The sequence below is a fragment of the Methyloversatilis sp. genome (assembly GCF_030696805.1).
Classification (GTDB): Bacteria; Pseudomonadota; Gammaproteobacteria; order Burkholderiales; family Rhodocyclaceae; genus Methyloversatilis.
Genome location: NZ_JAUYRO010000054.1, coordinates 36,258 through 49,180, shown reverse-complemented (window position 1 = coordinate 49,180; position 12,923 = coordinate 36,258). Strand labels below are relative to the sequence as shown.

The window sequence follows — 12,923 nt, the reverse complement described above, 5'->3', positions numbered from 1 at the left end:
CCCTCATGGACTACCCGGCCGGCCTGGAGAACGTGATTTCGGATCTGTCGAATTCCGTCCCGCAGCATGAAACCCAAGCTTACCCGAAGCCCGCGCGTATCGTGATCGCATCACGCGAATCGCGGCTCGCGATGTGGCAGGCGGAACACGTGCGTGACAGATTGTCCGCCCTGTACCCTGGCACCCACGTCGACATACTGGGCATGACCACCCGCGGCGACCAGATTCTTGACCGCCCGCTGGCCAAGGTCGGTGGCAAGGGCCTGTTCGTCAAGGAGCTCGAAGCGGCGTTGCTCGAAGGTCGCGCCGATCTGGCCGTGCATTCGATGAAGGACGTGCCGATGACACTGGCCGACGAATTCGCGCTGGTGGCGACGCTGGAGCGCGAAACGCCGCAGGATGCTTTCGTATCGTCGCGCTACGCCAGTCTCGACGAGCTGCCCCCGGGCGCCGTGGTCGGTACCTCCAGCCTGCGCCGCGAAGCGCAACTGCGTGCCCACTTTCCCTACCTCGCTGTGACCAGCCTGCGCGGCAATCTCGATACCCGGCTGCGCAAGCTCGACGAAGGCCAGTACGACGCGATCATCCTCGCCGCTGCCGGCCTGAAGCGGCTCGGCCTCGGCGGTCGCATCCGCGCGACCATTCCGGTCGAACTTTCGCTGCCGGCAGCGGGGCAGGGCGCGCTCGGCATCGAGGCACTTTCGTCGCGACCCGAGGTGGCGGCCTGGCTGGCGCCGCTGGTGTGCGGCCCGTCTCAGGCCTGCGTGCGCGCGGAGCGTTCGGTTTCCCGCGCGCTGGCAGGTTCGTGCGAGGTGCCGCTGGCCGCCTATTGCGTGGTCGATGGCGGCGCGCTGTGGCTGCGCGCCCGGGTCGCGCTGCCGGATGGCACGCGCATCGCGGCCGCCGAAGTGCGCGGCAATATCGCCCAGCCGGACGAACTGGCTGCTGAATGCGTGGCACTGCTGCGTGCCGATGGGGCGCAGGACATCCTCGACGCCCTGGACACTCGATGACCGGGGCAGGCAGTGCGCTGGCCGGACGCCGTGTGCTGGTCACCCGCCCGCGCGCCCAGGCGGCTGCGCTGGGCGAGGCGATCTGCGCGGCCGGCGGTGAGCCGCTGCTGCTGCCGCTGATCGACATCGAGCCGCTTGACGACGTACAGGCGGTGGCTGAAGCCGCCGGCCGGCTCGACACGCTCGCGCTGGCCATCTTCGTCAGCGCGAACGCGGTGGCGCAAGCACTGGACGTGATGCTGCCGCTACACCCGTGGCCGGCGTCGCTGCCCGCCGCCACCGTGGGCGAGCAGTCGGCCCAGGCGCTTCGCGCGCGCGGCATACCGCGGGTCATCGTGCCGCCAGGCCGCTCCGACTCCGAGGCGCTGCTGGCATTGCCGGAACTGTCTGCCGCCGCGCTGGCCGGCCGTCGAGTATTGATATTCCGCGGTGACGGCGGTCGCGAACTGCTTGGCGACACCCTGCGCGAACGCGGTGCAACGGTTGGTCACGTCACCTGTTACCGTCGACGTGCGCCGACCGAAGGCGCTGCCTTGCTGCACGAAACGGTGATGGCCGGCAAGCTGCATGCATTGACGCTGACTTCGTCCGAGTCGGTGCGCAATCTGCGAGCGCTCGCGACACCGGATTGTTTCGAGCGGCTGTGCGGCCTGCCGCTGTTCGTGCCGCATGCGCGCATCGCCGAACAGGCAATGGAACAGGGTTTCACGCGCGTGATCGAAACGGCTGCCAGCGACGCCGGCCTGATGGCCGGCCTGACCGACTATTTTTCGCATTACGCCTCGACCGAATCGACATGACAGACCCCTCCCCGAATTCCGCCGCACCGATGCCGCTTGCAGCCAGTGCTGGCCGGACCGACGCCGCGCCCGAGACCGCAACAGATGTGCGTGCGGCGCGTGAAACCCGCCTGCCAGGCTGGCTGCTGCCGGTCGTCGTGTTTGTGCTGATCATCTTCGGCCTGCTCAGCTTCTTCATGGTGCAGCGCATGCGCGTGCTCGAAGCCGAACTGAACAAGCGGGTGGCGGCAGTGGGCGCCCAGGCGGTTGAAGCGAGCCGCGCGAACGAGCAGGGCGCCGAAGGCATGGCCAGTCATGGCGAGCGACTGGGCAGCCAGGAAGTGCAGCTGTCCGAACTGCGCGCACGCATCGACGCCTACGAGTTCCTGGCGGACGATCTCGTGCGTACCTATGACGAGCGTGCGCTGGCCGAGGTCGAGCATGCGCTGGTGCTCGGCCAGCAGCAGCTGCAACTGGCGGGCGATGCCAAACTGGCGCTCAAGGCCCTGTCCAGCGCCGAAGCCCAGCTGGCGCGAAGCGATACCGGCCGCTATCTGCCGCTGCGGCGCGCGATGGCCAATGACATGGAACGCCTGCGGCGCGCGCCGATGGCTGATCTGTCCGGCCAGGCGCTGCGCATCGACACCTTGCTGGCCGCCATCGACACGCTGCCGCTGGCCTTCGAGCGTTCGCCTTCGGAACCGCCTCCTGCGCCGGCCGTTCCCGCCGCCGACCAGACCTTCATCGACCGCTTGCTGCAGGACATCTGGGGCGAATTCCGCCAGCTGGTGCGGATCGAGCGGCTGGATCGCCCGGATCCGGTCCTGCTGGCGCCTTCGCACAGCTTTTTCCTGCGCGAGAACCTGAAGCTGCGACTGATCAATGCACGCATTGCGCTGCTGCAGCGCAATGGCGCGATCTGGCGCGAAGACATCCGCCAGGCCGGCGAGTGGGTGGAGCGTTATTTCGACACCCGCGCGCGCGCCACCGAAAACGCATTGACCACATTGCGCCAGCTCGGCATGGTCGATCCCGGCGAGGCGCTGCCTGACCTGAACGAATCGATGAGCGCGCTGGCACAGCTGAAGGCGAGCCGCCAGCGCGTGCCGGCCGTGCGCGAGGGGGCGAACTGATGGTGCGCCTGCTGCTCTGGCTGCTCGGCCTGTGCGTGCTGGCGGTCGGCCTGGTGATCGCGGCACGCGAGAACGACGGCTTCGTGCTGCTGCAGTGGTCGCCCTGGCGCGTCGAGCTTTCGCTGAATTTCTTCATCGTCGTGCTGCTGTTGGGCGTCGCCGCCCTGTACAGCCTGTTCCATTTCATCGACGCCCTGCTGCGCATGCCGGCGCGCGCGCGTCGCTACCGCCTGCGCCAGCGGCGCCACCGCGCCGTCACCGCGCTGCGCGATTCGGCACGGCTGTATTTCGAAGGCCGCTACGGCCAGGCGCAGCGCAGTGCCAAGGTGGCGGTCGAAGGCGGGGAGTCACCCGGACTGGCTTCCTTGATCGGCGCCCGCGCGGCGCATGAGATGCGCGAGTCAGACCAGGTTGATGACTGGCTGGCCCAGGCGTCGCAGCACGACGATCTGCGCACGGCCCGGCTGATGACCGAAGCGGGCATCCTGACCGACCGACGCGATTTCGCCGACGCGCTTACCCGTATCGACGCGCTGCAGTCCGGCGGCCAGCGCCACGTGGCCGCGCTGCGGCTGGCGATGCGCGCGCGCCGCGGGCTGGGCGACTGGGTCGGTCTGCTGCGTGTGGTACGCCTGCTGCAGAAGCATCGCGCGCTGACGCCGGAGCAGGCCGCGCCGGTGCGCCGTCAGGCGCATATGGGCGCGCTGCGTGAGGCCGATCCGTCCGAGCTCGATGCCTACTGGCGCGAACTGCCGGCGCTTGAGCGGGAAGATGCGCAGGTGGTACGCGCCATGTGCGAAGCGCTGATCGCCGATGGTCAGCACGCGCAGGCGCGCAAGCTGATCGAGGCGCAGCTTGACCGCGAATGGGATTCCGCACTGGTCGTGCTGTACTCCGAAACCGACGGCAGCGATGTGCAGGCCCGCATCGGTCGCGCCGAAGCCTGGTTGCGCGTGCATCCGGGGGACGCCGGTCTGCTGCTCGCGCTGGGCCGGCTGTGCCGTACGCAACAGCTGTGGGGCAAGGCACAGAGCTATCTCGAAGCAGCACTGGCCGTGCAGCCGACGCGTGGCGTGCATGTCGAACTGGCGCTGCTGCACGAACACCTCGACCGCGGCGAAGATGCGCGCAGTCATTTCCGCTCGGCCGCGCTGATGAGTTGAACCTTCATGCCATCTGGCATGATGCGGTCATTCCGCCAACTGCCCATCGATCATGGACAATCCGTTCGAACACGCCACGGCCGATGCGGCCGGCGGCAATCCCTTCGCCGCGGTCGCGCCGGCGCTGCAGCGCGAGCCGATCACGTTTTCCGGACGCGGCGGCGAATACTTCGGCATCTGGATCGTCAATCTGGCATTGACACTGCTTACGCTCGGCATTTATTCGGCCTGGGCCAAGGTCAGGCGGCTGCAGTATTTCTACCGCCACACAACGCTTGGCGGCTCAGCCTTCGATTACCACGGTGACCCGCGCGCCATCCTCAAGGGCCGGGTCATCGGCTTCATGCTGCTGCTTGCTTACAACGTGTCGTTCCAGTTCTCGATCATTGCAGGCATCGTCGTGGCAGTTGCACTGGCGGCCGTCATGCCGGTACTCCTGATGCGTTCGCTGCGCTTCCGGGCGCGTTACTCCAGCTGGCGCGGTCTTCGTTTCGGTTTCGACGGCGGTACCGGCGGCGCCTATTCGGTATTCCTGAAGTGGCCGATCTTCAGCGTGCTGACGCTCTATCTGCTCGGGCCGATGTGGCACCAGCGCATGAAGGCCTACCAGTTCAACCATGCGCGCTTCGGCAGTGCGCACTTCACCATCGATGCGCCGGTCGGCGCCTACTACCGCATCTACGGCGCGGCGATCGCCGTTGTGCTGCTCGGCATGGCGACCATCGGTGCGCTGCTCGCGGCGCTGGCCGACGGCAGTCCGGCCGTGTTCGGGCTGGCGCCGTTGCTGTTCATCCTGTTGCTGCTGTTCGTGCAGCCCTATCTGTCGGCGCGCCTGCAGAATCTGGTGTGGAACCACATGCAGCTTGGCAGTCACCGTTTCGAGTCGGCGGTCAGTGCGCGCCGGCTGTACTTGATCATGCTCACCAACCTGATCGGCGTGGTGGTCACTCTTGGCCTTTTCCTGCCGTTTGCGACCATCCGGCTGGCGCGCTACCGGCTGCAGAGCGTCACGATGCTGTGCGCCGGCCCGCTCGATGATTTCATCGCCGGCCAGGCGCAGGATGCCGCCGCCACCGGCGAAGAGGCAGCGGACCTGTTCGATGTCGACATCGCCCTCTGATCCGGCGACCGGCGTCGCCGCGCTGTATTTCGACGGCCGCAGCGCGCGGGCGCATGCCGTCACGCTGAACGTGAGCGACGGCGTGCTGCATGTCGAAAGTGACGACGTGTCGCGCTGCGAGCCGCTGGGTGCGCTGCGTGTATCCGAGCCGATGGGCGATGCCGCACGCCTGATCAGCTTTGCCGACGGCGCCCATCTGGAAGTGCGCGACCACGCCGCACTGGCGCATCTGCTCGCAGCCACCGGCCATCGCGATGCTGCGGTCGTGCGCTGGGCATTCGAGCCGCGCATGGTGGTCATCATGCTGTCGGCGTTGCTGCTGTCGGTCTGGCTCATCATGCAGTACGGGCTGCCCTGGGCGGCCCGTGCCACCGCGCCGCTGGTGCCCGACAGTGCGATGACCGCGCTTTCGGAACGCACACTTGAATGGCTGGACCAGGCGCTGACCCGCCCGACGACCTTGCCATCGGCACGCCAGCAGGCGCTGCGCCAGACGCTCTCGTCGGTGGCGTCGATAGAGGGTCAGCCCATCCCGCACACACTGCTGTTCCGCAGCGGGGGGCAACTGGGCGCGAATGCCTTCGCGCTGCCCGACGGTACGCTCATCGTCACCGACGAACTGGTTGCGCTGGCCGGGGCTGACGCACCGGTGCTGGCTGTGCTGACGCACGAACTGGGGCATGTGCACGAGCGCCACGGCGTGCGCATGCTGTTGCAGGGCTCGGCGACCGCACTGTTCATGGCCTGGTATCTGGGCGATGTCAGCAGTCTGCTGGCAGGTGCCCCGGCTGCGCTGGTCCAGGCCGGCTATTCGCGCGACATGGAGCGCGAAGCGGACGACTTTGCCGTGAAACTGCTGCGTGCCCGCGGACAGTCAGCCGAATTGCTGGCCGGCATGCTGGAGAAACTGGCCGCCGCGCATGGCGAGGGCCAGGCGAGCCGTTCCGGACCGATGGGCTGGTTGTCCAGCCATCCGGATACCGCCGAACGCATCGCGCGGCTGCGCGACAAGGACTTCATCATCCATTGACCCTGATCAAAGTGGGGTTTATTGCTTCGCGGATACTGCGTACAACACATGCAGTTTCAATTCCCCGGAGCAGAAAATGAACGCAATCAAGTGGGTGGGCGTGGCAGCACTGGCAGCAGTGGCGGGTGTCGCACAGGCGGCTGAAGAGGGCGACTGGATGGTGCGCGTTCGCGCACTGCACATGAATGTCGACAACGGCAATTCTGGTGGCCTCGGCCTGCCGATCGACGTCGAAGCGGAAAACAAGACCTTTCCGGAAGTCGACATCACCTATTTCTTCACGCCGAACATCGCGGCCGAACTGATTCTGACGTATCCGCAGAAGCACGACGTCGAACTCGGCGGCACCGGCATCGGCTCGGTCAAGCATCTGCCGCCGACGCTGACGCTGCAGTACCACTTCAACCCGACCGGAACCATCCGTCCCTACGTCGGCCTGGGTGCGAATTACACGCGCTTCTCCAGCGTCGATCTGGATGCCGGCACCGTGCTGGGTGGCAGCGTGCCGCTGCGCATCGACCGCAGCAGCTTCGGCTTCGCCGCACAGATCGGCGTTGACTACCAGATCGCGCCGAAGTGGTTCCTGAATCTCGACGTGAAGTACGTGACCATCGATACCGACATCTTCGTCAAGGGTGCTGGTACCAAGGTAACCAAGCTGGACATCGATCCCATCCTGATCGGCGTCGGTGTGGGTTACCGGTTCTGAGCAGCAATGCCTGACTGCCAGCCCGGGGCCACAAGCGCCGGGCCTGGCGGGCAGGTCCGGGGTCTGTTGACCATGCATCGTGGCACACGGTGCATGGTCAACAGACCCTGAAGAGTTCTTCCTGTGGTCCCGGTTCGGGCGCCTTTGAGGTGCCCGTTTTTTTTTGCGTGTTGGACGCGAAAGGCCGGGGAGGGGAGGGGCGGTGAGGCAGACCTGTGGGAAGCGGTGAAAGCCGCGAACGGGCGCATGGTCCGCTTCCACGGCGATCGCGCCGCGCATCCGCCGGCATGGGCTGCGTCTTTATGGGTTGCGGTTTTCAATGCGTCGGGTGTTGGGCATCGCTGCGCTCACCCCAACCTACGCCGTGCGGAACGTTGGTGGGGGTGTGCGCTGCGATGCCCAACACCGGGCCGGAAGCGGCGCTTCGCAACCCCTGTTGCGTCCACGGCTGGCTCGATACAGCCAGCCGGTTCCGCGGGCGCAGCGAGTGCGCTGCGAAACCCCGATGAAACGGAGGTTGGCTTTGTACAGCCAACCCGTTCGGCAGGCGCAGCGCGTGCGCTGCGAAACCCCGATGAAACGGAGGTTGGCTTTGTACAGCCAGCCCGTTCGGCAGGCGCAGCGCATGCGCTGCGAAACCCCTGCCTCACCCCCGCTACACCCATTCCCTCGGGGGTAGGAAGTCGGTGTAGAGCTTTGCTTCCGGCGAGCCCGGTTCCGGGTGCCAGTCGTAGCGCCACTTCACGATCGGCGGCATGGACATCAGGATGGATTCGGTGCGGCCGCCCGACTGCAGGCCGAACAGCGTGCCGCGGTCAAATACGAGGTTGAATTCGACATAGCGGCCGCGCCGATAGGCCTGGAAGTCGCGCTCGCGTTCGCCGTACGGCAAATCGCGCCGGCGCTCGACGATGGGCAGATAGGCGGCCAGGAAAGCGTCGCCGACCGCCTGCGTCACACCCCAGCCGTGGTCGAAGCTGACTTCGCCATCGGCACCGAGGTCATCGAAGAACACGCCGCCGATGCCGCGCGCCTCCTTGCGGTGCTTCAGGTGGAAGTACTCGTCGCACCACTGCTTGTAGCGCGCATGGGTGTCGGCGCCGAACGGCGCCAGTGCGTCGCGGCAGGTGCGGTGGAAATGCGTGGCGTCTTCTTCGAAGCCGTAGTAGGGCGTGAGGTCCATGCCGCCACCGAACCAGGACACCGCGTCGCCGGACGGCGGCTGCGCGGTGAAGAAGCGCACGTTCAGGTGCACCGTCGGGATGTAGGGGTTGCGCGGGTGAAGCACCAGCGACACGCCCATCGCCTCGAACGACGCGCCGGCAAGTTCCGGCCGGTTGGCCGAGGCCGACGGCGGCAGGTTGGGGCCGCGCACATGCGAGAAATTGCAGCCGCCGCGCTCGAACACATTGCCTTCTTCGACCAGCCGTGTGCGCCCGTCGCCCTGCAGGCGCTCTTCCGGGCCGCGCACCCAGCTGTCGGTGATGAAGGGCTTGCCATCTGCCGCCTGCAGACCGTTGATGATGCGGTCCTGCAGACCGAGCAGCCAGCTGCGTACCATCTCTGCGCGCGCGCTCATCGCCGTGCCGCCCGGTAGCCGATGTCGCGGCGGAACTGCATGCCGGCGAACTGCACCTTGTCACAAAGCAGGTAGGCGGCGCGCTGCGCCTGCTTCACCGTGTCGCCGAGCGCGGTCACGCACAGCACACGACCACCGGCAGTCACCACTTCGCCGTCCTGCGCGGCGGTACCCGCGTGGAAGACATGGTTTTCGGCCGTGTCGGGCGGCAGGCCGCTGATGGGGTCGCCCTTGCGCGGCGTATCGGGGTAGCCGGCAGAGGCCATGACCACGCCGAGAGCGACGCGGCGGTCCCAGTCGGTGTGCGCTTCGGACAGGCGATTCTCAAGCGCGGCTTCCATCAAATCGACCAGGTCGGTTTTCAGCCTCATCATGATGGGCTGGGTTTCCGGGTCGCCCATGCGACAGTTGAATTCAAGCACCTTGACGTCTCCTTCCGGAGAAATCATCAGGCCGGCATACAGGAAGCCGGTGAAAGGCAGTCCGTCGAGCGCCATGCCGGTCAACACCGGCTGGATCACTTCGCGCATCACGCGGGCATGGATTTCCGGCGTGACCACCGGCGCCGGTGAATAGGCGCCCATGCCGCCGGTGTTCGGGCCGGCATCGCCGTCGAGCAGACGCTTGTGGTCCTGGCTGGTGGCCAGCGGCAACGCGGTGACGCCGTCGCACATGGCGATGAAGCTGGCTTCCTCACCCTGCAGGAATTCCTCGATCACGACGCGCGAGCGGCCGCTTTCGTTGTCGGCAAGCATCATGCCGATGGCGCCGTGCGCTTCGGTCAGTGTCATCGCCACCACCACGCCCTTGCCGGCTGCCAGGCCGTCCGCCTTGATGACGATGGGCGCGCCCATCTCATCGACATAGGCATGCGCGGCCGCCGCGTCAGTGAAGGTTTCATGGCGCGCAGTCGGGATGTTGCTGCGGACCATGAACTGCTTGGCGAAATCCTTCGAGCTTTCGAGCTGGGCCGCCTTGCGGGTCGGACCGAAAATCTTCAGACCGCGCACCCGGAAGCAATCGACCACGCCGGCGGCCAGCGCCGCTTCAGGGCCGACCACGGTGAAAGCGATGTTTTCACCTTCGACGAAGTTGATCAGCTCGGTGAAATCGGTGATCGGCAGATTTTCCAGACCGGGCTCGAGCGCCGTGCCGGCATTGCCGGGCGCGACATACACCTTCTGTACGCGCGGACTTTGCGACAGCTTCCAGGCTATCGCGTGTTCGCGTCCCCCTGAACCGATGACCAGCAGCTTCATGATGAATCCTTGAAAAACCGTTCATGCCGGCCGGCAGCCTTCCAGGCTTGTGGCCCGGTCCGGCTGCTGCCGGAAAATCAGTGCCTGAAGTGCCGCGTGCCGGTGAACACCATGGCCAGCCCGTGTTCGTTCGCCGCCGCGATCACCTCTTCGTCGCGCATGCTGCCGCCGGGCTGGATGATGGCCTTCGCACCGGCTTCGGCCAGCACGTCCACGCCGTCTCGGAACGGGAAGAAGGCGTCCGATGCCACTACCGAACCGGCGATCGTCAGGCCGGCGTTTTCCGCCTTGATGCGGGCGATGCGTGTCGAATCAACGCGGCTCATCTGTCCGGCGCCGACACCGACTGTCGCCCCGTCGCGGCAATACACGATGGCATTCGATTTCACGTACATCGCCACGCGCCACGCGAAGGTGAGATCAGCCATTTCCGCGCCGCTCGGCGCGCGCTGCGTGACCACTTTCAGCCGGCCTTCGAGCGACTCCGGTTCGTCGGCAGTCTGGATCAACAGACCGGAGCCGACGCGCTTCGTGTCATGCGAATTGCGGCCGCGCGCCCAGGCGGATGCGCCTTTCGGGTCGACGCCGTCGAGCGGAATCTCGAGCACGCGTACATTGGCCTTGGCTGCCAGCACCGCCAGCGCCGCCGCTTCGAAGGCAGGTGCCATCAGCACTTCGACGAACTGGCCGCTGACCGCTTCGGCGGTCGCGGCATCGACCGGACGGTTGAACGCGATGATGCCGCCGAAGGCCGAGGTCGGGTCGGTGGCGAGCGCCTTGCGGTAGGCCTCGAGCGAGGAGGTGCCGAGTGCCACGCCACAGGGGTTGGCGTGCTTCACGATGACGCAGGCGCCGGTGTCGAAACTCTTGACGCATTCCCATGCAGCGTCGCTGTCGGCGATGTTGTTGTACGACAGTTCCTTGCCCTGCAGCTGCTTCGCACTGACCAGCGAGCCGGGCGCCGGGTAAAGGTCGCGGTAGAAGGCGGCGCGCTGGTGCGGGTTCTCGCCGTAGCGCAGGTCCTGCACCTTGACGAAGCGGCCATTGGACTGCGCCGGAAACTCGGCGCGCGTACCGTCGGCGTTCAGCGAAGACAGGTAGTCGCTGATCGCCGCGTCGTAATTCGAAATACGATTGAACGCAGCCACCGACAGCGCGAACAGCGTGGCCTGGGACAGCGTGCCCGAGGTTCGCAGCTCTTCGAGCACGCAGGGGTACTGTCCGGCATCGGTCAGCACGCCGACACCGCGCCAGTTCTTGGCCGCCGAGCGCACCATGGCCGGACCGCCGATGTCGATGTTCTCGATTGCGTCTTCCAGCGTGCAGCCGGGTTTGGCGACCGTTGCTTCGAACGGATAGAGATTCACCACCAGCAGGTCGATGACCGGAATGTCGTGTTCCGCCAGCGCCTGCATGTGCGCGTCGACTTCGCGCCGCGCCAGCAGGCCGCCGTGGATGCGCGGATGCAGCGTCTTGACGCGGCCATCGAGCATTTCCGGAAAGCCGGTGTGCTCGGCCACCTCGGTTACTTTCAGGCCGGCTTTCGCCAGCAGCGCGGCGGTGCCGCCGGTGGACAGCAACTCGACGCCGAGCCCGGTCAGGGCGGTGGCGAATTCAACGATGCCGGTCTTGTCGGACACGCTGATCAATGCACGCTGTATCTTCATGCGCTTTTCCGGGAGGGGAGGTTGGGGGCGGTGCGGGACGGGACGGCGAGGAATGGGCTAGATCATGCCGTGATCGGTCAGCTTGCGCCGCAGCGTGTTGCGGTTCATGCCCAGCATGTCGGCGGCGCGCGTCTGGTTGCCTTCGGCTTCGCGCATCACCACTTCCAGCATCGGTCGCTCCATCTGTCTGAGCACCATGTCATAGATGCCGCTTGCGGCTTCGCCATCCAGATCCTGGAAATAGCGTTCCAGCGAATGGCGGATGCATTCGGCAATATCACTTCGTCCGCTCATGGCGGCATCTCCCTGATGGTCCGGCCTGCTCCGTCGCCCTGTTGGGCAATCAGGCGGCCAGTTCCTGCGCGTGTTCGTCCAGTGCATCCGGCTCGTAGGCCAGACGATGGTTGTCGGCCGCCATGCGGCCGAAGAAGTCGTCGATTGCCGCCAGTTGCCGGTCGGTGCCTTCGAGCTGGTTCATCGCATGGCGGAAGGCGGCTGAACCGATCAACCCCCTGGTGTACCAGGAGATGTGCTTGCGCGCGATGCGCACGCCCGACTCGATGCCATAGAAACCGTAAAGGTCTTCGATGTGCTCGCGGCACACGCGATGGATTTCCGACACCTCGGGCGGCGCCAGCAGCTCACCGGTGACCAGGAAGTGTTCGATCTCGCGGAAGATCCATGGCCGACCCTGCGCGGCGCGGCCGACCATGACGCCGTCGGCGCCGCTGATGGAGAGCACGTCGCGTGCCTTCTGCGGCGTCGTGATGTCGCCATTGGCAATCACCGGGATGTTCACCGCGGCCTTGACTGCGCGGATCGTGTCGTACTCGGCCTGGCCGGTGTATTGGTCGGCGCGCGTGCGACCGTGGATGGCCAGTGCGCGGATGCCGCACTGTTCGGCCATGCGCGCCAGTATTGGCGCGTTCCTGTTGTCGCGGTTCCAGCCGGTGCGCATCTTCAGCGTGACCGGGGTGTCCGGTACGGCCCGCACGACGGCCTCCAGAATGCGTTCGACCAGCGGTTCGTCCTGCATCAGCGCCGAGCCGGCCATCACGTTGCAGATCTTCTTGGCCGGACAGCCCATGTTGATGTCGATGATCTGCGCGCCGCGATCAACGTTGTGGCGCGCCGCGTCACCCATCATCTTCGGATCGGCGCCAGCGATCTGCACCGAAATCGGCGCCACTTCGCCGTCGTGGTTGGCGCGCCGCTGCGTCTTCGCGCTGCCGTACAGCAGCGAATTCGACGTGACCATTTCGGACACGGCCAGCCCGGCGCCCAGCTTCTTGCACAGCTGGCGGAAAGGGCGATCGGTCACGCCGGCCATGGGCGCGACGAACAGGTTGTTTCGCAGGTTGAAGCCAACGAATTGCATGGGGTACGGGGGTAATGCAGACGAACAGGGGCGCGATTCTAACCCGATGCGCGGCCGGGGCGAAGCGTGTCCGTCACGCAAATGCGGTCGAAA

General features: G+C 66.3%; 12 protein-coding genes. 7 read left to right on the top strand and 5 right to left on the bottom strand.

From position 1 onward, the window contains the following. The first annotated feature begins 5 nt into the window (after positions 1-5). The 7 genes from hemC (at position 6) to Q8R75_RS10375 (ending at position 6,947) form a co-directional block, all read left to right on the top strand. Positions 6-1,013 carry a hydroxymethylbilane synthase gene (gene hemC / locus Q8R75_RS10405; RefSeq protein ID WP_305614028.1) on the top strand — a complete coding sequence of 336 codons (1,008 nt, stop codon included), beginning with the start codon at positions 6-8 and terminating at the stop codon, positions 1,011-1,013. Then, a complete protein-coding gene (locus tag Q8R75_RS10400) occupies positions 1,010-1,813 on the top strand; it encodes a uroporphyrinogen-III synthase (protein ID WP_305614018.1) in 804 nt (267 codons plus the stop codon). The genes hemC and Q8R75_RS10400 overlap by 4 nt, the downstream gene beginning before the upstream one ends. Continuing rightward, on the top strand, positions 1,810-2,925 hold the full coding sequence (locus Q8R75_RS10395) for a uroporphyrinogen-III C-methyltransferase (protein ID WP_305614019.1): 1,116 nt from the start codon (positions 1,810-1,812) through the stop codon (positions 2,923-2,925). The genes Q8R75_RS10400 and Q8R75_RS10395 overlap by 4 nt, the downstream gene beginning before the upstream one ends. After that, positions 2,925-4,088: a heme biosynthesis HemY N-terminal domain-containing protein gene (locus Q8R75_RS10390; RefSeq protein WP_305614020.1), complete on the top strand. Its 1,164-nt coding sequence runs from the start codon at positions 2,925-2,927 to the stop codon at positions 4,086-4,088. The genes Q8R75_RS10395 and Q8R75_RS10390 overlap by 1 nt, the downstream gene beginning before the upstream one ends. Positions 4,089-4,140: 52 nt before the next feature. Then, positions 4,141-5,208: a YjgN family protein gene (locus Q8R75_RS10385; protein WP_305614021.1), complete on the top strand. Its 1,068-nt coding sequence runs from the start codon at positions 4,141-4,143 to the stop codon at positions 5,206-5,208. Next, positions 5,189-6,238: a M48 family metallopeptidase gene (locus tag Q8R75_RS10380; RefSeq protein WP_305614022.1), complete on the top strand. Its 1,050-nt coding sequence runs from the start codon at positions 5,189-5,191 to the stop codon at positions 6,236-6,238. The genes Q8R75_RS10385 and Q8R75_RS10380 overlap by 20 nt, the downstream gene beginning before the upstream one ends. Before the next feature lie 76 nt (positions 6,239-6,314). Continuing rightward, positions 6,315-6,947, top strand: a complete 633-nt coding sequence (locus tag Q8R75_RS10375; protein ID WP_305614023.1) for an OmpW family outer membrane protein — start codon at positions 6,315-6,317, stop codon at positions 6,945-6,947. 655 nt (positions 6,948-7,602) lie between these two features. Here Q8R75_RS10375 and hemF read toward each other — a convergent pair. The 5 genes from hemF to dusB all read right to left on the bottom strand — a co-directional run bounded on the left by hemF (position 7,603) and on the right by dusB (position 12,830). Then, entirely contained in the window at positions 7,603-8,526 is a 924-nt protein-coding gene (gene hemF / locus Q8R75_RS10370) for an oxygen-dependent coproporphyrinogen oxidase (RefSeq protein WP_305615198.1), read from the bottom strand. Next, complete coding sequence (purD, locus tag Q8R75_RS10365) at positions 8,523-9,785, bottom strand: phosphoribosylamine--glycine ligase (RefSeq protein WP_305615196.1); 1,263 nt, start codon at positions 9,783-9,785, stop codon at positions 8,523-8,525. The genes hemF and purD overlap by 4 nt, the downstream gene beginning before the upstream one ends. A gap of 77 nt (positions 9,786-9,862) precedes the next feature. After that, entirely contained in the window at positions 9,863-11,452 is a 1,590-nt protein-coding gene (gene purH / locus Q8R75_RS10360; RefSeq protein ID WP_305615194.1) for a bifunctional phosphoribosylaminoimidazolecarboxamide formyltransferase/IMP cyclohydrolase, read from the bottom strand. A gap of 57 nt (positions 11,453-11,509) precedes the next feature. Next, positions 11,510-11,746 carry a helix-turn-helix domain-containing protein gene (locus Q8R75_RS10355; protein ID WP_305615192.1) on the bottom strand — a complete coding sequence of 79 codons (237 nt, stop codon included), beginning with the start codon at positions 11,744-11,746 and terminating at the stop codon, positions 11,510-11,512. Positions 11,747-11,795: 49 nt separating this feature from the next. After that, a complete protein-coding gene (dusB, locus tag Q8R75_RS10350) occupies positions 11,796-12,830 on the bottom strand; it encodes a tRNA dihydrouridine synthase DusB (protein ID WP_305615190.1) in 1,035 nt (344 codons plus the stop codon). Positions 12,831-12,923: the final 93 nt, after the last annotated feature.